At 41.0% G+C, this 22,761-nt stretch carries 15 protein-coding genes, 4 rRNA genes and 1 riboswitch; of the genes, 18 read left to right on the top strand and 1 reads right to left on the bottom strand.

What is annotated here, in order from left to right; translation table 11 throughout:
* Positions 1–21: 21 nt before the first annotated feature.
* The 6 genes from rrf (NST21_RS01950) to NST21_RS01975 all read left to right on the top strand — a co-directional run bounded on the left by rrf (NST21_RS01950) (position 22) and on the right by NST21_RS01975 (position 6,784).
* Positions 22–137 (top strand): 5S ribosomal RNA (rrf, locus tag NST21_RS01950).
* Positions 138–939: 802 nt separating this feature from the next.
* Positions 940–2,145 carry an MFS transporter gene (locus NST21_RS01955; RefSeq protein ID WP_340887443.1) on the top strand — a complete coding sequence of 402 codons (1,206 nt, stop codon included), beginning with the start codon at positions 940–942 and terminating at the stop codon, positions 2,143–2,145.
* Between the two features lie 98 nt (positions 2,146–2,243).
* Positions 2,244–3,005: a type I 3-dehydroquinate dehydratase gene (aroD, locus tag NST21_RS01960; RefSeq protein WP_340887444.1), complete on the top strand. Its 762-nt coding sequence runs from the start codon at positions 2,244–2,246 to the stop codon at positions 3,003–3,005.
* Positions 3,006–3,074: 69 nt separating this feature from the next.
* Complete coding sequence (locus NST21_RS01965; protein ID WP_340887446.1) at positions 3,075–3,959, top strand: quinate/shikimate dehydrogenase; 885 nt, start codon at positions 3,075–3,077, stop codon at positions 3,957–3,959.
* Positions 3,960–4,317: 358 nt separating this feature from the next.
* Entirely contained in the window at positions 4,318–5,520 is a 1,203-nt protein-coding gene (locus NST21_RS01970; RefSeq protein ID WP_340887447.1) for an MFS transporter, read from the top strand.
* Positions 5,521–5,770: 250 nt separating this feature from the next.
* The gene (locus NST21_RS01975) at positions 5,771–6,784 is read left to right on the top strand and encodes a LacI family DNA-binding transcriptional regulator (protein WP_056529132.1); all 1,014 of its coding nucleotides are present in this window, start codon (positions 5,771–5,773) and stop codon (positions 6,782–6,784) included.
* A 122-nt stretch (positions 6,785–6,906) separates the two neighbouring features.
* Here NST21_RS01975 and NST21_RS01980 read toward each other — a convergent pair whose 3' ends face one another.
* On the bottom strand, positions 6,907–7,464 hold the full coding sequence (locus tag NST21_RS01980; protein WP_201183247.1) for a shikimate kinase: 558 nt from the start codon (positions 7,462–7,464) through the stop codon (positions 6,907–6,909).
* 1,289 nt (positions 7,465–8,753) lie between these two features.
* Here NST21_RS01980 and NST21_RS01985 point away from each other — a divergent pair.
* The 12 genes from NST21_RS01985 to purF all read left to right on the top strand — a co-directional run bounded on the left by NST21_RS01985 (position 8,754) and on the right by purF (position 22,744).
* A 16S ribosomal RNA gene (locus NST21_RS01985) occupies positions 8,754–10,305 on the top strand.
* A gap of 175 nt (positions 10,306–10,480) precedes the next feature.
* Positions 10,481–13,413, top strand: a 23S ribosomal RNA gene (locus tag NST21_RS01990).
* A gap of 61 nt (positions 13,414–13,474) precedes the next feature.
* Positions 13,475–13,590 (top strand): 5S ribosomal RNA (gene rrf, locus NST21_RS01995).
* Together the 16S, 23S and 5S rRNA genes form the textbook arrangement of a ribosomal RNA operon.
* 98 nt (positions 13,591–13,688) lie before the next feature.
* Complete coding sequence (locus NST21_RS28640; protein WP_445670467.1) at positions 13,689–14,120, top strand: NETI motif-containing protein; 432 nt, start codon at positions 13,689–13,691, stop codon at positions 14,118–14,120.
* Between the two features lie 74 nt (positions 14,121–14,194).
* A riboswitch (purine riboswitch) is annotated at positions 14,195–14,296 on the top strand.
* A 167-nt stretch (positions 14,297–14,463) separates the two neighbouring features.
* Positions 14,464–14,952 carry a 5-(carboxyamino)imidazole ribonucleotide mutase gene (gene purE / locus NST21_RS02005; RefSeq protein WP_053344200.1) on the top strand — a complete coding sequence of 163 codons (489 nt, stop codon included), beginning with the start codon at positions 14,464–14,466 and terminating at the stop codon, positions 14,950–14,952.
* Positions 14,936–16,096 (top strand): 5-(carboxyamino)imidazole ribonucleotide synthase, encoded by a 1,161-nt coding sequence (gene purK, locus NST21_RS02010; protein ID WP_053344201.1) that lies wholly within the window; start codon positions 14,936–14,938, stop codon positions 16,094–16,096. Before purE ends, purK begins: the two co-directional genes overlap by 17 nt.
* Positions 16,093–17,385, top strand: coding sequence for an adenylosuccinate lyase (gene purB, locus NST21_RS02015; protein WP_056522797.1), 1,293 nt, complete (start codon positions 16,093–16,095; stop codon positions 17,383–17,385). The genes purK and purB overlap by 4 nt, the downstream gene beginning before the upstream one ends.
* Positions 17,386–17,488: 103 nt before the next feature.
* Positions 17,489–18,208 carry a phosphoribosylaminoimidazolesuccinocarboxamide synthase gene (purC, locus tag NST21_RS02020; protein ID WP_056522795.1) on the top strand — a complete coding sequence of 240 codons (720 nt, stop codon included), beginning with the start codon at positions 17,489–17,491 and terminating at the stop codon, positions 18,206–18,208.
* Positions 18,201–18,455 carry a phosphoribosylformylglycinamidine synthase subunit PurS gene (gene purS / locus NST21_RS02025; RefSeq protein WP_053344204.1) on the top strand — a complete coding sequence of 85 codons (255 nt, stop codon included), beginning with the start codon at positions 18,201–18,203 and terminating at the stop codon, positions 18,453–18,455. The genes purC and purS overlap by 8 nt, the downstream gene beginning before the upstream one ends.
* Positions 18,452–19,138, top strand: coding sequence for a phosphoribosylformylglycinamidine synthase subunit PurQ (gene purQ, locus NST21_RS02030; protein WP_053344205.1), 687 nt, complete (start codon positions 18,452–18,454; stop codon positions 19,136–19,138). The genes purS and purQ overlap by 4 nt, the downstream gene beginning before the upstream one ends.
* Positions 19,122–21,344, top strand: a complete 2,223-nt coding sequence (gene purL, locus NST21_RS02035) for a phosphoribosylformylglycinamidine synthase subunit PurL (protein WP_340887453.1) — start codon at positions 19,122–19,124, stop codon at positions 21,342–21,344. Before purQ ends, purL begins: the two co-directional genes overlap by 17 nt.
* Positions 21,329–22,744 (top strand): amidophosphoribosyltransferase, encoded by a 1,416-nt coding sequence (gene purF / locus NST21_RS02040; protein WP_053344207.1) that lies wholly within the window; start codon positions 21,329–21,331, stop codon positions 22,742–22,744. The genes purL and purF overlap by 16 nt, the downstream gene beginning before the upstream one ends.
* Positions 22,745–22,761: the final 17 nt, after the last annotated feature.

Raw genomic sequence — 22,761 nt, forward strand, 5'->3', positions numbered from 1 at the left:
AGGAACAACGTTCCTTTATTGTTTGGTGACGATAGCGAAGAGGTCACACCCGTTCCCATTCCGAACACGGCAGTTAAGCTCTTCAGCGCCGATGGTAGTTGGGGGTTTCCCCCTGTGAGAGTAGGACGCCGCCAAGCCATTTTGAAAAGATCAGCCATTCTGGCTGGTCTTTTTTTGTGTTTATAAAATGGGAAAGAGTATCGAATAAAAATCTTTAAGAAATTTAATGGGTTAAGTAATCGATGGTTGGTGAGTGGAAACACACTGCTCTGTCGCCTATGTAACTGAGATATTAATAAAAGAAAATATATGAGAAAAACATATTTTAGAGTTAAAATTAGTCACAATACACACTTCATTAAACATACGGAGTCCTGAGCCCATAGAAGACAAACCATCCTTAAGGAGGTCTCACTCGGTTAAGAATGTGTTGAGGAATAATCGTCAATACAACTCTAAAGAAAGGAGTTTTAGAGAGTTTAAAGAAGCATTCTTTAAAGAAACAGAATTTCCTTGAAATAGGCAAAGAGATTAAATGCCTAGCCTATGCAAATTTATGAATAGAGGGGACTGTTTCATAAGTTTGACACAATTTAATTAGCGCAGTATAATAACTTCAGTAGAACGATATACTAAATATAGTTAAGTAAGTAACTCCAGTAAAGGGTATGGATTACAGCTGTGTGTTTACGTATTTAATTTGGACCTACTGATTTCATTTTGAACAACATTAGACCCAATTAATTCTGCGGGGGAGTTCAAGAGTGTTTAGTAGAACGATATACTAACTTTGATTTGAATATTAGTAGAACGATATACTAATCATTAAAATTTTAGTAGAACGATATACTAAATGTAAGGGGGAAGCTTTAAGAAAGAGCTTAATAACTAAGTTGCATTTCTGACAACTTTTGAATAACTAACATAGGGGTGTGTTTTATGAAAAATCCATATATAAAAATGGCAATAGGTTTATATATTAGTTACTTTATTTTAGGTATGATCAACATCATCATCGGGTCAAATATGGAGAATTTGTCCAACCAGTTAAATACGAGTGCATCGGGAATTAGCTACCTGGTTTCAGCAATAGGTATTGGTAAGTTAGTTTCTCTGTTTTTTGCTGGAAGACTGTCGGATAAATTAGGAAGGAAGCCTTTTGTTGTATCGGCGTCTTTCATCTACCTGATTTTCTTAGTGGGAATACCATTGGCTCCTAACTACACGTTAGCATTTATTTTTGCAATATGTGCTGGTATCGCTAACTCATTTTTAGACGCAGGGACGTATCCTGCACTTATTGAAGCTTTCCAAAAGAAAGCAGGCTCTGCAACTGTATTAATTAAAGCTTTTGTTTCAATTGGTGCAACAATTCTTCCATTTATTATGGCGTTTTTTATTGCTAGAGATCTATTTTACGGATATACATTCTTCTTGATGGCAGTTGTTTACCTTGTTAATGGATTTTTCTTACTTAGGGTATCATTCCCGAATCATAAAACTCCAAGTGATATCCAAAGTGAGGATAAAGTTGAAACAGCTGAACCACAATTTTTATCAAAACCAAAGTTTGGCCAAGAAGGATTGGCCGTTATTCTTCTAGGTTTTACATCAACTGCTCTATTCATGCTTGTACAAGTTTGGCTCCCTAAATTTGGACAAGAAGTATTAGGTCTAACACAAGCTAAATCTGTTCAATTGCTTAGTTACTATAGCATTGGGTCTCTTGTTTCAGTCATTTTACTAGCAGTTTTATTAAATAAAGTAATAAAGCCTATTACAGTTATGATTATTTATCCGGTAATTGCCGCAATATCTTTATTGTCTCTTATTTATATTCAGCAACCATTCATGACTGTTTTGAGTGCTTTCTTTATTGGGTTATCAACTGCAGGTGTGTTCCAATTGGCCATGACAATTATTACTGAATTCTTCCCAGCCAATAAAGGAACCATTACATCTTATGTAAACATTGCAGCTAGTTCAGCTTTTATTATCATACCATTCATTACAGGTATGATTTCTAAGAGTGCAGGTCTAACTGCTGTATTCTTGTTTGATGTTGGAATTGCAATCGTTAGTATTTTATTGGCTATTTTTGTTGCCTATCGTTATAAAAAGGTGATTAAAGTTCCATCTGTTTAAAAAAGTCATAAGTCAGGTCATAATCTTTTACAGGTTTTACCAACAAACATCAGTGAGGTTCGAAAGCCCCCCGCTGATGATAAAAAGGGGAAAAATCCATGCAAACGATTACCATCAAAAACGTTAAAATCGGAGAGGGCGTTCCAAAGATCATTGTTCCATTAATGGGGTCAACTCAAGAAGAGCTACTTCAAGAAGTTGAAACGGTAAAATCTTTGGAGCCAGATATCATTGAGTGGCGAGTAGATGTGTATGAACATGTTGAAAGCTTAAACTCCGTTTCGACAATGATTTCAAAACTAAGAAAAGCCTTACCGAGTACTCTTCTTCTTTTCACTTTTAGAAGTCATAAAGAAGGTGGTAACAAAGAAATTACGGATCAATATTATTTTGAATTACTTCATACAGCGATTCGAACAAAGAATATTGATCTTGTGGATGTAGAATTATTTTATGAAGAGTCAGATGTCAAGGCAACTGTAAAGGTTGCTGAGGAAAATGGTGTATACGTAATTATGTGTAACCACGATTTCCATAAGACACCAGCAAAAGAAGAAATCATTTACCGACTGCGTAAAATGCAGGAGTATGGAGCTCATATTCCAAAAATTGCTGTCATGCCTCAAAGTGTAGACGATCTACTTGTTTTATTAGATGCAACTCACACGATGAAAACTAAATATGCGGATCGTCCGTTTATTACCATGTCTATGTCGGGGACAGGCCTGGTTAGCCGGTTAACCGGTGCGGTATTTGGTTCAGCTTGTACATTTGGTGCTGGAAAAGAAGCATCGGCACCTGGGCAAATTCCTGTATCTCAATTAAGAAGTGTTTTAGAAACTATTGATCAAAATATTTAATTCATTGGATTTCTTCCTAGAAGGAATTTATATAAAATTTTATGAATCATACATCAGGGGGATTGAATCATGGAAAGTTTAGCACGTATAAATGGAAAAACAGAATTAGTAGGACTTTTAGCAACACCTATCGGACACTCTTTATCACCAGCTATGCACAATTTAGCATTTGATAAATTAGGATTAAACTGTGCTTATTTGGCATTTGAAGTTGGAAATGAATCATTGGAGGATGCTGTAAAAGGAATGCGAGCATTAAATGTAAAAGGTTTTAATGTATCAATGCCAAATAAAATGAAAATCCTTCCACACTTAGATGAATTGGCAGACAGTGCTAAATTTTCAGGAGCGGTTAATACAGTTGTCAATGTTGATGGGAAATTCGTCGGTCACAGTACGGATGGAATGGGATATACTCGGAACCTTAAAGAACATGGTATAGATATCAAAGGCAAAAAAATGACTCTTATCGGTTCTGGTGGTGCTGCTACACCTATTGCCATTCAATCTGCACTAGAAGGACTTGCTGAAATTAGCATTTTTGCGCGTGATGATGCTTTCTTCCCACAAGCAGAAGAAAACGTTCGAATCATTAATGAAGATATGAAGCACTTAAATGTGAAAGCAAATGTGTATCCACTTGAGAACCTTGAACAATTAAGAGCTGAAATCGCAACTAGTGATATTTTGGCAAATGGAACAGGCGTTGGTATGAAACCACTTGAAGGCTTAAGTGTCATTCAAGACGAATCAATGCTACGCTCTGATTTAATTGTTACAGACGTTGTGTACATTCCACGTAAATCAAAACTTATGGAACAAGCTGAAGCTGCCGGGGCTACAGCGATTAATGGTCTTGGAATGATGCTTTGGCAAGGTGCTTTAGCATTTGAATTGTGGACAGGTCAACAAATGCCTGTTGATTATATTAAAGAGCAAATTTTTGCAGATTAATAAGCTTCCACTGTGGAGGTTGCTCTCCAGCTTATAGTAATAGAGGTTTTTTGCGACCCCTGCTGAACTCAATTGTTTTTTAGTGTTTGGTGTTAAGGAACTTACAGCATATGAATGTAATAGACCTCGGAGCTAAGAAAAACAGGGAGTGTACTTCCTGTTTTTCTTAGCTCTTTTTTTGAAAAATTGTTTTTAATTTTATGGGATATCATAATGGGGATTGAAAACTGTATTTTTATAAAAAAATACAGTGATTAAAAGATCAGATTAAGTTTTTTTACAGATTTCATTTTTTCAAACTTTCGTGTTCTTTAATGGGAGAAAAATTACATCGTGATTTACTATGGGGGGGTAATTAATGAAAAATCAGTATTTTAAAGCGGCATCAGGGATGTATATTAACTATTTTCTATTAGGAATGGTCAATATAATTCTCGCTTCGAACATGGTCGCTTTAACAGAACAGTGGGATACAGATTCAACTGGCATCAGTTATCTTATTGCTGCAATAGGTATTGGAAGATTGCTTACGTATGGTATAACAGGAATATTGTCAGATAGATTTGGAAGGAAACCGTTAATCATTGTCTCAACTATTGTCATGTTATTCTTTTTAGTGGGGATTCCATTTTCTCCAACTTATGAGATAGCCTTTGTGTTTGCGTTACTTGCGGGTGTTTCTAACTCTGCCATGGATGCGGGGACATATCCAGCGCTTACAGAAATGTTTCCGAAATCTGCTAGTTCCGCAAGTGTAATGGTTAAGGCTTTTGTTTCACTTGGCGCAACAGTTTTACCATTTATCATCTTGTTTCTTTCAAAAAATAATTTGTTTTATGGGTATGCTTTTTTATTACCGGCGGTTATCTATTTTTTAAACATGATATTTTTGTTTTTTACTTCATTTCAAAAAATCCAAGACGGTCATAATAGTAAAGAAGTCGAATTGCAATTGAGTAAGTTTATAAGTGAACCTGAATTCTGGAAAGAAGGGCTAGCGCTTATTATTATTGGTTTTACATCTACTGCCTTGTTTACTGTCTCGCAAATCTGGTTACCGAGTTTTGGGCAAGAAGTCGCTGGGATGTCTGCTTCCAATTCGATTAAATTGTTAAGCTATTATAGCGTTGGATCCCTTATTTCTGTTCTGCTTTTATCCGTCTTGTTGAAAAAATTGCTGAAACCTGTGACGGTCATTTTACTTTATCCAATGATTACTTTAATAGCTGTCATTGTTATTCTTACCGTTCATACACCAATTGTACTAAGTGTAACCTCTTTTTTCCTTGGAGCTTCTACAGCTGGAATTTTTCAATTAACCATTGCAATAATGGCTGAGCTTTTCTGGAAGAAAAAAGGAACAGTAACGGGAATCGTTTCAACTGCCTCTAGTTTAGCGAGTGTTGTCTTACCCATCGCAACAGGGTTAATCGCTAAAAGTGGAGATATTTCGCATATATTCCTATTTGATTGTTTTATCGCAACTTTAGGGATTCTAGCTGCAGTTTTTGTGAATTATCGGTATAAAAAATTAACTATACATCCGATAATACTTAAATAAGGATAAGAGACTGATTACTCAAAACTCCATCTTCAAGAATTAGGATGGTGTTTTTTTTTGCAAAAGTAATGAATAGGGGAAACTTCTGTGTATATAGCATTAAAATTACTAATAAGCGGTGACTGAACTATGTACAATAAAGCAATTTATATTATGGGTATAATAATAACTACAACTATATTATTATTATAGTAATAATTGATGATTATAATCCATACATCAAAAATACACTCAAGATGGTGATTGAACGATGAAACAACCCAAAAAAGGTCGAGTCACATTGCAACAGGTAGCGAAGCATGCTGGCGTATCTACGTCCACTGCTTCCCTTATCGTTCGTAATAACCCTCGAATTTCGGAAGCAACTCGAAAAAAGGTTTTAAAGTCCATGCGTGAATTGGGTTACGTTTACGATAGAATTGCAGCAAATCTAAGGTCGCAGAGTTCCGATACTGTAGGAATAATTATTACTGATATTTCAAACACCTTTTTTTCTGAATTCCTGATAGGTGTACATGATGCATTAGAAGAGGTCGGATATACGGTCTTGTTGGGAACTACATTTGATTCAGTTACGAAGCAAGACCAACTCCTTTCAACTATGTTGGAACATAGAGTAGGCGGCTTAATTCTTTGTCCCGTCTCTGAAAGTACACAAGAAACGATTAATCGATTAAATGAGATTGACACACCATTTGTTCTTGCTGTTAGAGAATTACCTGAAGTAAATAGCGATTATGTAGGTATTAACTATCCAGAAGGAGCCCGAATAGCTGTTAATCATTTGATTGAAAAGGGACATAAAAGGATTGCATTCCTTGGAGGGATTAGGGAATCTTCTACTTGGATTGAGAGAATGGAGGGGTATCGCGAAGCCCTTTCCAAAGCGGGCTTGGAAGTTGACGAATCGTTAATGATAGATAGTGCTCCGACACGAGAGGGAGGGTTAGAGGCTGTATTTAAAGTCCTTAATAATCCTGATCCCCCTACAGCAATTTTTTGCTTTAGCGACCTAATTGCTTTCGGTGTTATGCAAGGGTTAAGGATGAAAGGATTGATTCCTGGTCAAGATATAGACATCGTAGGATTCGATAATGTTCCAGTAGCAGAAATCTATCATCCGCCGTTAACGACTGTTTCTTCATTTCCTCAACGTATGGGAAAAGAAGCTGCGAATCTTTTGCACCAAAAAATGGTGAATATTGATCATGAACAACAGCGTATTATATTAAACCCCGAACTGATTATTAGAGAATCCTCCTAAAAAGAAAAAAAAGGTGATTAGTTTACAGGAAGAGGGGAGTATCCCTTATCGCTGTATTCTTTTCATCTTTTCTATTATTCTTTTCTTAGGTTTTATAGGGCTTGGGTAATAAACTCGTGGAATTACTTAAGTGGTTCGTAAATATCCCAAGCCACTTTCAATGATTCAACAATATAATCTGCTACTTCTTCAACATCAAGGTCATTCGTATTCACTTTTGAGTGGTGATAGGAGTAAATTTCCTGTCTAGTATTAAAAAGTTCTTCTATTTCTTCAAGGCTTCGACTTTGTAACACTGGTCTACTATCAATAAGCAAGCCTATTCTCTCTTTCCAATATTCCCAAGATAAGTCAAGGTAGAACACAATACAATTAGAGAGACAAATTTTTCGTATATCCTCTTGTAAAAAAGCCCCTCCACCAACGGAAATAATTTTCAATTGCTGTTGGCTAAAGTAATCAATCATACTTTTTTCTTTTTCGCGGAAAGTCTTTTCCCCAAACTTCTTGAATATTTCTGTGGTGGGCATGTTAAATTCTCTTTCAATTTCTTGATCTATATCAATAAAATCCCTATATAATTTCCTGGCTACTTTTTGTCCGATTGTGGTTTTACCTACCCCCATAAAACCTATAAAAACGATACTTTGCATCCTCAAAGATGTGTTTTTATTAATCATTTATAAATCCCTCTCCCAACTATTTTTATAATGATTAAAAGTCTGTCCTCAATCTTTTAAAATAAATTTATTATAGTACATGACAGTAAATTTGTAAAAAAAATATTTTTCTAATATTTAGATAATAGATATGTAGGATATCAGCTAATATTTACTCGTTTTTCAAGATTCGTTCAATAAGTGGTTGAATATGTATCACTCTGCTTCTTTACTAGAACTGAATCTAACACAGTAATGATTCTTCAGACATGGATAAATGTGTTTGATGCTTCATAAAACTATGGTTTCAGACTTATATCCAGCACGAGCATCAGTAACGATGGTAGATTGGAGCCTATTAATAGACAAAAGCTTTACATTTTCCACATTCTTTAAGAAAGAGTAGGTAAAGAGGGGAATTTACAATTTTAATAAAAATAATATTTAACATTCGTATATAAAGGATAAAGTTACCTTCTTTGGTTTCATTGTCTATCTGTAGATATCTGTTGATAAAAATGTTTTGACTCTTTCACCTCTTTGGGTGAATTCTTTAATATGTCAAATGCGTCTGTATTAACCTTAACAGTTTTGCAAGATCTTATGTGTGTTTGAACATTGAGGTATTGTAATAGAAGCTATTCTATATAATTGTGGATTTTGATTGAGTATAGATGACCACGACTTTATCTTTCTTCCAAGTGCATCTTTCATTTATCAATCCCTGATAATTAGTTAGTCATTGCTCTCCGGAAGGATTTGTTTTTAGAAATTCACTTTACTGACTAATAGTTAGAGAGAGGACATTTAGATTTTTTGTGAATAGAATCATGAAAGGTTTAAATGTCTTTAGAGGAAAAGCCATAGTTTGATTTTTTACTAGAACAAGCATTTATACTAAGCTAACACCTTTATATAATCTAATAAATGAATTAAAAAAGAAAAAAATATTCATAGCTAAAAATCAGTTGACTTTAGGGTAGGAAAGGATTAATATAAATAAGCACCAAGTACGACAAACAAAAAACTTCATCCACTTTTGGTAGATTACTAAAAGAAATAATAACTATTGACTTCTTATTATGAAAGTGTTAAGATGAAATGGTCGCTGAAAAACACAGCGATTTAAAATAAGTTAAAAACTTCGCAGAAGTTGACAACTAATCAATAGCGTGTTATGATGAATAAACAAGTTGTTCGAAAGAACAACGATGAAATTGCTCTTTGAAAACTGAACAAAACAAAGCGCCAACGTTAATTTTTTAAGTGAGCACACACTATCAAAAAGCAAAATGAGCAAGTCAAACATTTCTTCGGAGAGTTTGATCCTGGCTCAGGACGAACGCTGGCGGCGTGCCTAATACATGCAAGTCGAGCGAATCGATGGGAGCTTGCTCCCTGAGATTAGCGGCGGACGGGTGAGTAACACGTGGGCAACCTGCCTATAAGACTGGGATAACTTCGGGAAACCGGAGCTAATACCGGATACGTTCTTTTCTCGCATGAGAGAAGATGGAAAGACGGCCTCTAGCTGTCACTTATAGATGGGCCCGCGGCGCATTAGCTAGTTGGTGAGGTAATGGCTCACCAAGGCGACGATGCGTAGCCGACCTGAGAGGGTGATCGGCCACACTGGGACTGAGACACGGCCCAGACTCCTACGGGAGGCAGCAGTAGGGAATCTTCCGCAATGGACGAAAGTCTGACGGAGCAACGCCGCGTGAACGAAGAAGGCCTTCGGGTCGTAAAGTTCTGTTGTTAGGGAAGAACAAGTACCAGAGTAACTGCTGGTACCTTGACGGTACCTAACCAGAAAGCCACGGCTAACTACGTGCCAGCAGCCGCGGTAATACGTAGGTGGCAAGCGTTGTCCGGAATTATTGGGCGTAAAGCGCGCGCAGGTGGTTCCTTAAGTCTGATGTGAAAGCCCACGGCTCAACCGTGGAGGGTCATTGGAAACTGGGGAACTTGAGTGCAGAAGAGGAAAGTGGAATTCCAAGTGTAGCGGTGAAATGCGTAGAGATTTGGAGGAACACCAGTGGCGAAGGCGACTTTCTGGTCTGTAACTGACACTGAGGCGCGAAAGCGTGGGGAGCAAACAGGATTAGATACCCTGGTAGTCCACGCCGTAAACGATGAGTGCTAAGTGTTAGAGGGTTTCCGCCCTTTAGTGCTGCAGCTAACGCATTAAGCACTCCGCCTGGGGAGTACGGCCGCAAGGCTGAAACTCAAAGGAATTGACGGGGGCCCGCACAAGCGGTGGAGCATGTGGTTTAATTCGAAGCAACGCGAAGAACCTTACCAGGTCTTGACATCCTCTGACAACCCTAGAGATAGGGCGTTCCCCTTCGGGGGACAGAGTGACAGGTGGTGCATGGTTGTCGTCAGCTCGTGTCGTGAGATGTTGGGTTAAGTCCCGCAACGAGCGCAACCCTTGATCTTAGTTGCCAGCATTCAGTTGGGCACTCTAAGGTGACTGCCGGTGACAAACCGGAGGAAGGTGGGGATGACGTCAAATCATCATGCCCCTTATGACCTGGGCTACACACGTGCTACAATGGATGGTACAAAGGGCTGCAAACCTGCGAAGGTAAGCGAATCCCATAAAGCCATTCTCAGTTCGGATTGTAGGCTGCAACTCGCCTACATGAAGCCGGAATCGCTAGTAATCGCGGATCAGCATGCCGCGGTGAATACGTTCCCGGGCCTTGTACACACCGCCCGTCACACCACGAGAGTTTGTAACACCCGAAGTCGGTGAGGTAACCTTTATGGAGCCAGCCGCCTAAGGTGGGACAGATGATTGGGGTGAAGTCGTAACAAGGTAGCCGTATCGGAAGGTGCGGCTGGATCACCTCCTTTCTAAGGATAAATACGAGAGCGCTTTTGTTTTGTTCAGTTTTGAATGAGTAATTCATTCAGATACGAAAGATCTCATCACGTTGTGATGGAATTTTTTCTTCTTTGTTCCTTGAAAACTAGATAATAGATAGAAGGCAATTAATTTTTTCAAAGCATCAGTAAGATCTTTTTTAACGGTTAAGTTAGAAAGGGCGCACGGTGGATGCCTTGGCACTAGGAGCCGATGAAGGACGGGACTAACACCGATATGCTTCGGGGAGCTGTAAGTAAGCTTTGATCCGGAGATTTCCGAATGGGGAAACCCACTGTTCGTAATGGAACAGTATCTTTACCTGAATACATAGGGTACTGAAGGCAGACCCGGGGAACTGAAACATCTAAGTACCCGGAGGAAGAGAAAGCAAATGCGATTTCCTGAGTAGCGGCGAGCGAAACGGAATTAGCCCAAACCAAGAGGCTTGCCTCTTGGGGTTGTAGGACACTCAACATGGAGTTACAAAGGAACGGGGTAAATGAAGTGATCTGGAAAGGTCCGTCAAAGAAGGTAAAAACCCTGTAGTTGAAACTTCGTTCCCTCCTGAGTGGATCCTGAGTACGGCGGGACACGAGAAATCCCGTCGGAAGCAGGGAGGACCATCTCCCAAGGCTAAATACTACCTAGTGACCGATAGTGAACCAGTACCGTGAGGGAAAGGTGAAAAGCACCCCGGAAGGGGAGTGAAATAGATCCTGAAACCGTGTGCCTACAAGTAGTCAAAGCCCGTTAATGGGTAATGGCGTGCCTTTTGTAGAATGAACCGGCGAGTTACGATTTCATGCGAGGTTAAGTTGATAAGACGGAGCCGCAGCGAAAGCGAGTCTGAATAGGGCGAATGAGTATGAGGTCGTAGACCCGAAACCAGGTGATCTACCCATGTCCAGGGTGAAGTTCAGGTAACACTGAATGGAGGCCCGAACCCACGCACGTTGAAAAGTGCGGGGATGAGGTGTGGGTAGCGGAGAAATTCCAATCGAACCTGGAGATAGCTGGTTCTCTCCGAAATAGCTTTAGGGCTAGCCTCAAGATGAGAGTATTGGAGGTAGAGCACTGATTGGACTAGGGGCCCCCAACGGGTTACCGAATTCAGTCAAACTCCGAATGCCAAATACTTATTCTTGGGAGTCAGACTGCGAGTGATAAGATCCGTAGTCGAAAGGGAAACAGCCCAGACCACCAGCTAAGGTCCCAAAGTATACGTTAAGTGGAAAAGGATGTGGAGTTGCTTAGACAACCAGGATGTTGGCTCAGAAGCAGCCATCATTTAAAGAGTGCGTAATAGCTCACTGGTCGAGTGACTCCGCGCCGAAAATGTACCGGGGCTAAACGTATCACCGAAGCTGTGGATTGACACCGTATGGTGTCGATGGTAGGAGAGCGTTCTAAGGGCGTTGAAGTCAGACCGGAAGGACTGGTGGAGCGCTTAGAAGTGAGAATGCCGGTATGAGTAGCGAAAGAAGGGTGAGAATCCCTTCCACCGAATGCCTAAGGTTTCCTGAGGAAGGCTCGTCCGCTCAGGGTTAGTCGGGACCTAAGCCGAGGCCGAAAGGCGTAGGCGATGGACAACAGGTTGATATTCCTGTACCACCTATACATCGTTTGAACGATGGGGGGACGCAGAAGGATAGGGTAAGCGCGCTGTTGGATATGCGCGTCCAAGCAGTTAGGCCGGAAACGAGGCAAATCCCGTTTCCATTAAGGCGGAGCTGTGATGGCGAGGGAAATATAGTACCGAAGTTCCTGATTCCACGCTGCCAAGAAAAGCCTCTAGTGAGATGTAAGGTGCCCGTACCGCAAACCGACACAGGTAGGCGAGGAGAGAATCCTAAGGTGTGCGAGAGAACTCTCGTTAAGGAACTCGGCAAAATGACCCCGTAACTTCGGGAGAAGGGGTGCTTTTTAGGGTGAATAGCCCAGAAAAGCCGCAGTGAATAGGCCCAGGCGACTGTTTAGCAAAAACACAGGTCTCTGCGAAGCCGCAAGGCGAAGTATAGGGGCTGACACCTGCCCGGTGCTGGAAGGTTAAGGGGAGAGGTTAGCGCAAGCGAAGCTTTGAACCGAAGCCCCAGTAAACGGCGGCCGTAACTATAACGGTCCTAAGGTAGCGAAATTCCTTGTCGGGTAAGTTCCGACCCGCACGAAAGGTGTAACGATCTGGGCACTGTCTCAACGAGAGACTCGGTGAAATTATAGTACCTGTGAAGATGCAGGTTACCCGCGACAGGACGGAAAGACCCCGTGGAGCTTTACTGCAGCCTGATATTGAATTTTGGTACAGCTTGTACAGGATAGGTAGGAGCCTGAGAAGCCGGAGCGCTAGCTTCGGTGGAGGCGTTGGTGGGATACTACCCTGGCTGTATTGAAATTCTAACCCGCGCCCCTTATCGGGGTGGGAGACAGTGTCAGGTGGGCAGTTTGACTGGGGCGGTCGCCTCCTAAAGAGTAACGGAGGCGCCCAAAGGTTCCCTCAGAATGGTTGGAAATCATTCGTAGAGTGTAAAGGCACAAGGGAGCTTGACTGCGAGACCTACAAGTCGAGCAGGGACGAAAGTCGGGCTTAGTGATCCGGTGGTTCCGCATGGAAGGGCCATCGCTCAACGGATAAAAGCTACCCCGGGGATAACAGGCTTATCTCCCCCAAGAGTCCACATCGACGGGGAGGTTTGGCACCTCGATGTCGGCTCATCGCATCCTGGGGCTGTAGTCGGTCCCAAGGGTTGGGCTGTTCGCCCATTAAAGCGGTACGCGAGCTGGGTTCAGAACGTCGTGAGACAGTTCGGTCCCTATCCGTCGCGGGCGCAGGAAATTTGAGAGGAGCTGTCCTTAGTACGAGAGGACCGGGATGGACGCACCGCTGGTGTACCAGTTGTCTTGCCAAAGGCATAGCTGGGTAGCTACGTGCGGACGGGATAAGTGCTGAAAGCATCTAAGCATGAAGCCCCCCTCGAGATGAGATTTCCCATAGCGCAAGCTAGTAAGATCCCTGAAAGATGATCAGGTTGATAGGTCAGAGGTGGAAGCGTGGCGACATGTGGAGCTGACTGATACTAATAGATCGAGGACTTAACCACGCTTTAAAAAATGAAATACCTTCTTATTATCTAGTTTTGAAGGAACAACGTTCCTTTATTGTTTGGTGACGATAGCGAAGAGGTCACACCCGTTCCCATTCCGAACACGGCAGTTAAGCTCTTCAGCGCCGATGGTAGTTGGGGGTTTCCCCCTGTGAGAGTAGGACGCCGCCAAGCCATTTTGAAAAGATCAGCCATTCTGGCTGGTCTTTTTTTGCGTTTATAAAATGGGAAAGAGTATCGAATAAAATAGGGTTGATAATCAGGGGGTCGACATGCGATTAACCAGGATGACATTTTTCCAGAAAAAACCTTTTTCTAGGTTAGGTTTATTTTTGGAATTTCAAAAGTATTCACTTATTAAAATGGCGATGGATTTCTTCGGGAATAAATCTTGCCTTTATCTGTTCTTTTCATTATACTATGAAGAATTTATTAATGAATATAAGCGAAGTATTGATGCGAAGGAAGGTAAACAATATAGAATTCGGGAAAGGAACGGTTTTGTGAGTAAGAAGAGTAAGGAAAAGTTTGAAGTAATAGATGGAGAAACAATTGATGCATGTCTAGATCGAATTAAAGCAGCAGGTTACTTTCCTGTAAGACGAACGGAAGAACCTATTTTTGCCGAAAGAATCGAGAATGGAAAGGTTCATTATGAGCCAGTTAATAGAAAAATCGTATTCGAAGCGAAATTAATTGAGTAAAACACGAACGATTTTTTGATATCCTGTAAAAATATTCGATTTTATCTTGACATTAAAATGGCGTGAAGGTAAGATGAAGTTAGATTAATACATCTCATATAATCCTGGGGATATGGCCCAAAAGTATCTACCTAATGACCGTAAATCATTGGACTATGAGAAAAGCATCTGACTAATTCGGAAACTAGCCAAGTCTTTTTGTGTTTTTTTAAAGGCTTTCTTCCGGGCAGATTGCTTTCTCTATGAGGAAGCAGTCTGCCCGGTTTTTTAATTTGATATAGATAATTATAAGCGTCCATCTGCATACTCAGGACGTCTTAATATGAGTGTTGGAGGGAAAGATATGAAGCCGCAAGTTGGGGTTATTATGGGAAGTGTCTCAGATTGGGAAACGATGAAATATGCATGTGAATCATTGGAACAGCTCGAGATTCCCTATGAAAAAAGAGTCGTTTCCGCCCACCGTACGCCGGATTTGTTATTTGAATATGCAGAGAGTGCAAAAGAGCGAGACCTTAAAGTGATTATTGCTGGTGCAGGCGGGGCAGCTCATCTTCCAGGTATGACGGCAGCGAAAACGATTGTCCCTGTGATTGGCGTGCCTATTCAATCGAAGGCGTTAAATGGTATGGATTCGTTATTATCGATTGTTCAGATGCCTGGTGGCGTACCGGTTGCGACGGTGGCAATTGGGAAAGCTGGAGCAGTTAATGCTGGTTTGTTTGCAGCTCAGATATTAGCTGCTTTCGATTCTAAAATTGCTGATAGATTAGAGGCTTTACGAGACGAAACCAGAGAAAAGGTGTTACAGAGCAGTGAACAACTTAAATAATACAATCATTTTACCGGGACAGACCATTGGAATTATTGGCGGTGGGCAATTAGGCAGAATGATGGCCTTGTCGGCTAAGGCATCGGGCTTTAGAATAGCAGTTCTTGAACCAACTACAGATGGCCCATGTGCGCAAGTGGCAGATATTGAAATCACTGGTGCTTATGATGATATCGATGCATTGAAAAGATTAGCGGATGTCAGTGACGTCATAACCTATGAATTTGAAAATATCAGTTCAGACGCTCTAGATTGGTTAAAGCAACATGCGTATCTTCCACAAGGGTCAGAATTATTAAAGCTTACACAGGATCGCTTGACTGAAAAAAAAGCCATATCGAATGCAGGAGCATCTGTTGCTCCATATGTAGAAATACAGGATATTTCAGAAATTTATCTTCATATAGAAAAAATAGGGTACCCTAGTGTGTTAAAAACGACGCGCGGCGGTTATGATGGAAAAGGGCAGTTGGTCATTAAGGAAGAAGCCGATATTAGAAAGGCAGAAACCCTGCTCCAAACAGGCGTATGTGTGCTAGAAGCCTGGATCCCTTTCGTAAAAGAAATCTCAATTATCGTGACGCGTAAAACAAATGGCGAGGTAAGTCATTTTCCGATTGCGGAAAATATTCATGTTGAAAATATCCTTCATAAAAGTATTGTACCTGCTCGTATCAGTAAGCAGGCTGAGAAGAAGGCGATTCAAGAGGCCTTACAGCTTGCTGAGAAACTTGGTTTGATAGGGACATTGGCTGTCGAGATGTTTTTAACCGATCAGGATGAGATCATCATTAATGAGCTTGCACCAAGGCCTCATAACTCTGGTCACTACACAATGGAAGCGTGTGAGACGTCTCAGTTCGAGCAGCATATACGTGCTGTATGCAATTGGCCGCTCGGAAATACGGCATTATTGAAACCAGTAGTAATGGTAAATATTCTAGGTGAACATATGGAACCTTTACTGGTTGAAATTCCAAAGCTTTCAGATTGGAAGGTTCATCTTTATGGAAAGAAAGAAGCCAAGCTGAAACGAAAAATGGGGCATGTGAATATTTTACGTCCAACGATTGAGGAAGCTCTTTTAGAAAGTAATCGAAGTAAAATATGGAATCAACAGGTTGAAACGGAGGAAGTAAAATGATTGAACGTTATACCCGCCCTGAGATGGGAAATATTTGGACAGAAACTAACCGATTTAACGCGTGGTTGGAAGTAGAAATCTTAGCTTGTGAAGCATGGTCTGAACTTGGTGTAATTCCAAAAGAAGATGTACAACTTCTTCGTGAAAATGCAACGTTTAATGTGGATCGGATCAATGAAATTGAAAAAGATACACGTCATGATGTGGTTGCCTTTACACGTGCCGTATCTGAAACATTAGGTGAAGAACGGAAATGGGTGCATTACGGATTAACTTCTACGGATGTAGTTGATACAGCCCTTTCATATGTGATTAAACAAGCGAATGATATCCTTTCGAAGGATTTAAATAACTTTGTTGAGATTCTGAAAAACAAAGCGAAAGAACATAAATATACGGTCCAAATGGGACGTACACATGGAGTTCATGCAGAACCAACTACTTTTGGTTTGAAACTTGCTCTTTGGTATCAAGAAATGAAACGCAATGTCGAACGTTTCGACGAAGCCAGAAAAAACATAGAGGTTGGAAAAATCTCTGGGGCTGTCGGAACATATGCAAACATCGACCCGTTCGTTGAAAAATTCGTTTGTGAAAAACTGGGCCTTGAAGCAGCGCCTATTTCAACACAGACATTGCAGCGTGATCGCCATGCTCACTATATGAGCACGTTGGCTCTAATTGCGACATCCATTGAAAAATTCGCGGTGGAAATTCGTGGCTTACAAAAAAGTGAAACACGTGAAGTCGAAGAGTTCTTTGCTAAAGGACAAAAAGGATCATCGGCGATGCCTCATAAACGGAATCCAATCGGTTCTGAAAATATGACAGGAATGGCACGCGTAATCCGTGGTTACATGATGACAGCATATGAGAATGTAGCATTATGGCACGAACGTGACATTTCACATTCTTCTGCTGAGCGTATCATCTTACCGGATGCAACAATTGCTTTAAACTATATGTTAAATCGCTTTAGCAACATCGTGAAAAACTTAACTGTTTATCCAGAAAATATGAAACGTAATATGGACCGTACACTTGGATTGATTTTCTCACAACGTGTGCTGCTATCCCTTATCGATAAAGGTCTTGTCCGTGAAGAAGCATATGACACGGTTCAACCGAAAGCGATGGAAGCATGGGAGCTTCAGGTTCCATTCAGAAGCCTGATTGAAAAGGATGATAAGATCACAAGCTTGCTTACAAAAGAAGAACTTGATGATTGTTTCGATGCTACACATCATCTGAAAAATGTTGATGTAATCTTTGATCGTTTAGGTTTATAAAAATAAAGGCGGCAAACATACCATCCCAAGCGGTTGATATGTTTGCCAAGCCTAACTAACAGGAAGAAGATTCATAATATTCACAATGTGGAGGTCTGGACAGATGGAAAAACGAGAATTGCTGTATGAAGGAAAAGCGAAACAGATTTATGCAACTGACAACAGTGAAATAGTATGGGTGGAATACAAGGATTCGGCAACAGCGTTTAACGGTGAAAAGAAGTCAGAGATTGCTGGAAAAGGTAAGTTAAATAATCAAATTACTAGCTTACTATTTTCAAAGCTCGCCCAAGAAAATATTCCATCCCATTTTATTGAAAAGCTTTCCGACCGGGAGCAGCTAGTTAAAAAGGTCTCAATTATTCCTCTGGAAGTGGTCGTTCGAAATACAGCTGCTGGCAGTTTTTCTAAAAGAACGGGCATTGAAGAAGGACAACCACTGAAGAAAACGCTCGTTGAGTTTTATTATAAAGATGATGAACTCGGTGATCCTCTGTTAACAGAAGACCATATTGAAGAATTAGAACTTGCAAGCAAGGAAGACGTAGCCATTTTAAAAGAAAAAGCTCAAGAAATTAATAAGGTTTTAACAACCTTCTTTAAAGAAATGGACATTAAATTGATAGACTTTAAATTGGAGTTCGGTAAAACATCGGATGGAGCCATTCTACTGGCTGATGAGATTTCACCCGATACGTGCCGCTTATGGGATGTAGCAACGAACGAAAAATTAGACAAAGACGTATTCCGTCGTGATTTAGGTAGTTTAACAGACGCTTATGGAAAAATTCTAGCAAAGTTGGAGGGTATTCAACATGTATAAGGTTAAGGTATATATCACATTACGCGAAAGTGTATTAGATCCACAGGGAGCAGCAGTTCAGCAATCACTTCACAGTTTAACTTATAACGAAGTAAGTGATGTACGCGTGGGGAAATACATTGAACTCACAATTGAAGATACGGACCGTGATTTGGATCAGCTGGTGAAGGAAATGTGTGAAAAACTATTAGCCAATACGGTAATTGAATCTTACCGTTATGATGTTGAGGAGGTTGTCACCCAATGAAATTTGCTGTCATAGTTTTCCCTGGTTCCAATTGTGATGTCGACATGTACCATGCGATAAAAGATGCACTCGGGGAAGAAGTGGAGTATGTTTGGCATTCCACAGACAATCTAGATGAATATGACGGGATTCTCCTTCCAGGCGGTTTCTCTTACGGAGACTATCTACGCACAGGTGCAATTGCCCGTTTCTCCAATGTAATGGCGGAAGTAGTAAAAGCAGCTCAAGCAGGAAAGCCTGTTCTTGGCGTCTGCAATGGTTTTCAGATTTTACTTGAAGCAGGCCTTTTACCTGGAGCGATGCGCCGTAATGATGGCTTGAAATTCATTTGCCGCAATGTAGGATTGAAGGTTGAAAATAATCAATCCATGTTTACAACAGGCTATTCATTACATGAAACGATTACGATACCAGTGGCTCATGGTGAAGGAAATTACTACTGTGATAATGAAACATTGGCTGAATTAAAACAAAATAACCGCATCTTGTTCACTTATGATGGTGAAAATCCAAACGGAAGCTTGGAGCAAATAGCGGGAATTACAAATGAACAAGGAAATGTCCTCGGAATGATGCCTCATCCCGAACGTGCTGTTGATTCGCTGCTTGGCAGTAAAGACGGCTTAAAGATTTTTCAATCCATCGTAAAAAACTGGAGGGAATCACATGTTATTACAGCTTGAACCAAGTCCGGAAAAAATTAAATTGGATCGTTTATATGCAAGTATGGGACTATCCGATGAAGAATTTGCAATGGTGGAGAAAATCTTAGGCAGACTGCCGAATTATACGGAAACTGGATTGTTTTCGGTTATGTGGTCAGAGCATTGTTCCTACAAAAATTCAAAACCCATCTTAAGGAAATTCCCGATTACAGGGGAGAAAGTGCTTCAAGGTCCTGGTGAAGGAGCGGGTATTGTAGATATCGGTGACAATCAGGCAGTTGTTTTTAAAATAGAAAGTCATAATCACCCATCGGCAATTGAACCTTATCAAGGTGCTGCTACTGGTGTCGGCGGTATTATCCGTGATGTTTTCTCCATGGGTGCCCGTCCTATTGCGATGTTGAACTCGCTTCGCTTCGGTGAGCTTGAGAATGATCGTGTGAAATATTTATTTAAAGAAGTGGTTGCTGGGATTGCAGGATACGGAAATTGTATCGGAATTCCAACTGTAGGCGGAGAAATTCAATTTGATCCATCTTATGAAGGAAATCCTCTAGTTAATGCAATGTGTGTCGGTTTGATCGATCATAAGGACATTAAAAAAGGCCAAGCGCATGGAGTAGGCAACACAGTGATGTATGTGGGTGCTAAAACAGGACGTGATGGTATTCATGGAGCAACATTTGCTTCTGAAGAGCTGTCGGAGTCTTCAGAAGAAAAACGGCCTGCCGTACAAGTAGGTGATCCATTCATGGAGAAACTGCTTTTAGAAGCATGCCTTGAATTAATTCAAAATGATGCTCTTGTTGGTATTCAGGATATGGGAGCAGCAGGTCTTACAAGCTCATCTGCTGAGATGGCAAGTAAAGCTGGATCAGGAATAAAAATGAACCTTGATTTGGTACCGCAACGTGAAACTGGAATGACAGCATATGAAATGATGCTTTCTGAATCACAAGAGCGGATGCTGATCGTTGTTACAAAAGGACGCGAACAGGAAATCGTTGACTTGTTTACGAAATATGACCTAGAAGCGGTTGCTGTTGGTGAAGTAACGGATGATAAAAACCTAACACTTTCTCATCAGGGTGAAATCGTTGCTGAGGTTCCAGTTGATGCATTGGCTGAAGAAGCACCAATTTATCACAAGCCATCTGCAGAACCGCAATATTTCCGTGACTTCCAAAGCATGACGGCAGAAGTACCAGACATTGAAGATTACAGAGAAACCCTTTTGGCATTATTGCAGCAACCGACAATTTCGAGTAAAGAATGGGTATATGACCAATATGATTATATGGTGCGTACGAATACAGTCGTGTCACCTGGATCAGATGCAGCAGTTGTACGTGTTCGAGGCACAAATAAGGCCCTTGCGATGACGACAGATTGTAACTCCCGCTATATTTACTTGGATCCTGAAACAGGCGGTAAAATCGCAGTTGCTGAAGCGGCTCGTAACATTATTTGTTCGGGTGCAGAACCTCTAGCAATTACAGATTGCTTGAATTTTGGAAATCCAGAAAAACCTGAAATCTTTTGGCAATTGGAAAAAGCGGCAGACGGGATGAGTGAAGCTTGTCGAAGTTTAAGTACGCCTGTAATTGGAGGAAATGTCTCTCTTTACAATGAAACGAATGGGGAAGCGATCTATCCAACACCAGTAGTTGGGATGGTAGGCCTAGTGAACGATCTTCAACATATCACAACGCAAACGTTCAAAAATGAATCAGATTTGATTTATGTGGTCGGCGAAGCGAAAGTGGAATTTGGGGGCAGTGAGTTACAAAAAATGCTTGAAGGAAAAATATTTGGGCGTGCTCCAGAACTTGATTTAACTGTTGAACAAAAGCGTCAGCAGCAAATTCTTTCAGCGATTCAATCAGGACTTGTTTCATCAGCTCATGACCTCGCGGAAGGTGGTTTGGCTGTTGCTTTATCTGAATCTCTATTTGGAGCAAGTAACCTTGGAGCAAAAGTAAATTTATCTGGAGAACTCGTATCCGAACTGTTTAGTGAAACGCAATCACGCTTTTTACTATCTATAAGTCCTGAAAATCAAAAGGCTTTTGAAGCACTTGTTGAAGATGCCGTTTGTATTGGTTCAGTAACAGCGGATAATAAATTAGTAGTGACGGCAGGCGGCGATAACAACGTATTGGTAGCAGACGTTGTAGATTTACAAACAGCTTGGAAGGGAGCTATACCATGCTTGCTGAAATAAGAAGCCTAAATGAAGAGTGTGGCGTAGTTGGAGTCTGGGGACATCCCGATGCAGCACAGCTTGCTTATTACGGGTTGCATAGCTTGCAACATCGTGGTCAAGAGGGAGCAGGCATCGTTGTTACGGATGGTGAGCAGATGTCTATCTCGAAGGGTGAAGGTCTTGTCACTGAGATATTCACAGCTGAAAAAATGCAGGAACTTTCCGGTTCAGGAAAAGCCGCGATCGGACATGTCCGTTATACAACGGCAGGCGGCGGCGGGTATCAAAATGTTCAGCCTTTCTTGTTTAATTCACATACAGGGGGGCTGGCTCTCGCTCATAATGGGAATATCGTCAATGCTCGTCAGTTAAAAGCACAGCTAGAAGGACAGGGCTCAATCTTTCAAACGACATCGGATACGGAAGTTCTAGCACATTTGATTAAACGTTCTGGTTATTCCGATGTGAGAGATTCTGTGAAAAGCAGTTTAAGCATGTTGAAGGGTGCTTATGCATTCGTCGTCATGACAGAAAACCAAATGATCTTGGCAAGAGATCCGCATGGTTTCCGCCCACTTTCCCTAGGGAAAATAGGCGATGCGTATTTCGCAGCATCTGAAACATGCGCCCTTGATATAGTAGGAGCGGAATTCGTCCGTGATATTGAACCGGGTGAACTTGTGGTCATTAATGATGAGGGCATCACATCCGAATACTTTTCACTTTCAAGTCAACATGCAATGTGCACGATGGAATATGTGTATTTTTCCCGTCCAGATAGCAACATTGATGGAATTAATGTTCATACCGCTCGGAAAAATCTTGGTAAGCAAATGGCACTTGAAGCTAAGATTGAAGCCGATGTCGTCACAGGAGTTCCTGATTCAAGCATTTCTGCGGCAATTGGCTATGCTGAAGCTGCAGGTATTCCTTATGAAATGGGCTTAATTAAAAACCGTTATGTTGGCCGGACATTTATTCAGCCGTCACAAAGTCTACGCGAACAAGGTGTGAAGATGAAACTTTCACCGGTAAGAGGGGTCGTAGAGGGTAAACGTGTCATTATGGTTGATGATTCAATCGTACGTGGAACAACGAGCAGAAGGATTGTTCGCATGCTAAAAGATGCAGGAGCAAAAGAAGTTCACGTTGTAATCAGCTCACCACCAATTAAAAACCCATGTTTCTATGGTATTGATACATCGAAAAAGGAAGAATTAATCGCGAGCTCTAAATCGGTGGAAGAAATACGTGAAATCATTGGTGCTGATTCATTAACTTTTTTAAGTGTCGAAGGTATGGTCGAAGCAATTGGTCGTCCGTTTCCTGGAGAAACGCGCGGTTCATGTCTAGCTTGCTTCACCGGAAATTATCCGACAGAAATTTATGATTACGAACGAGAAAAAGCAAAATGTTAATAATGTCGGAAATAAAG

This window comes from Peribacillus sp. FSL K6-1552 (assembly GCF_038005205.1).
GTDB lineage: Bacteria > Bacillota > Bacilli > Bacillales > DSM-1321 > Peribacillus > Peribacillus butanolivorans.

Excerpts from the sequence above, each read along its gene's own strand:
- purC (WP_056522795.1), top strand. The coding sequence starts at position 17,489 with ATGGAAAAACGAGAATTGCTGTATGAAGGAAAAGCGAAACAGATTTAT.
- NST21_RS28640 (WP_445670467.1), top strand. The coding sequence starts at position 13,689 with ATGCGATTAACCAGGATGACATTTTTCCAGAAAAAACCTTTTTCTAGG.
- purS (WP_053344204.1), top strand. The coding sequence starts at position 18,201 with ATGTATAAGGTTAAGGTATATATCACATTACGCGAAAGTGTATTAGAT.
- NST21_RS01965 (WP_340887446.1), top strand. The coding sequence starts at position 3,075 with ATGGAAAGTTTAGCACGTATAAATGGAAAAACAGAATTAGTAGGACTT.
- purB (WP_056522797.1), top strand. The coding sequence starts at position 16,093 with ATGATTGAACGTTATACCCGCCCTGAGATGGGAAATATTTGGACAGAA.
- NST21_RS01955 (WP_340887443.1), top strand. The coding sequence starts at position 940 with ATGAAAAATCCATATATAAAAATGGCAATAGGTTTATATATTAGTTAC.
- purQ (WP_053344205.1), top strand. The coding sequence starts at position 18,452 with ATGAAATTTGCTGTCATAGTTTTCCCTGGTTCCAATTGTGATGTCGAC.
- NST21_RS01970 (WP_340887447.1), top strand. The coding sequence starts at position 4,318 with ATGAAAAATCAGTATTTTAAAGCGGCATCAGGGATGTATATTAACTAT.
- purE (WP_053344200.1), top strand. The coding sequence starts at position 14,464 with ATGAAGCCGCAAGTTGGGGTTATTATGGGAAGTGTCTCAGATTGGGAA.
- NST21_RS01980 (WP_201183247.1), bottom strand. The coding sequence starts at position 7,464 with ATGATTAATAAAAACACATCTTTGAGGATGCAAAGTATCGTTTTTATA.
- aroD (WP_340887444.1), top strand. The coding sequence starts at position 2,244 with ATGCAAACGATTACCATCAAAAACGTTAAAATCGGAGAGGGCGTTCCA.
- NST21_RS01975 (WP_056529132.1), top strand. The coding sequence starts at position 5,771 with ATGAAACAACCCAAAAAAGGTCGAGTCACATTGCAACAGGTAGCGAAG.
- purL (WP_340887453.1), top strand. The coding sequence starts at position 19,122 with ATGTTATTACAGCTTGAACCAAGTCCGGAAAAAATTAAATTGGATCGT.
- purF (WP_053344207.1), top strand. The coding sequence starts at position 21,329 with ATGCTTGCTGAAATAAGAAGCCTAAATGAAGAGTGTGGCGTAGTTGGA.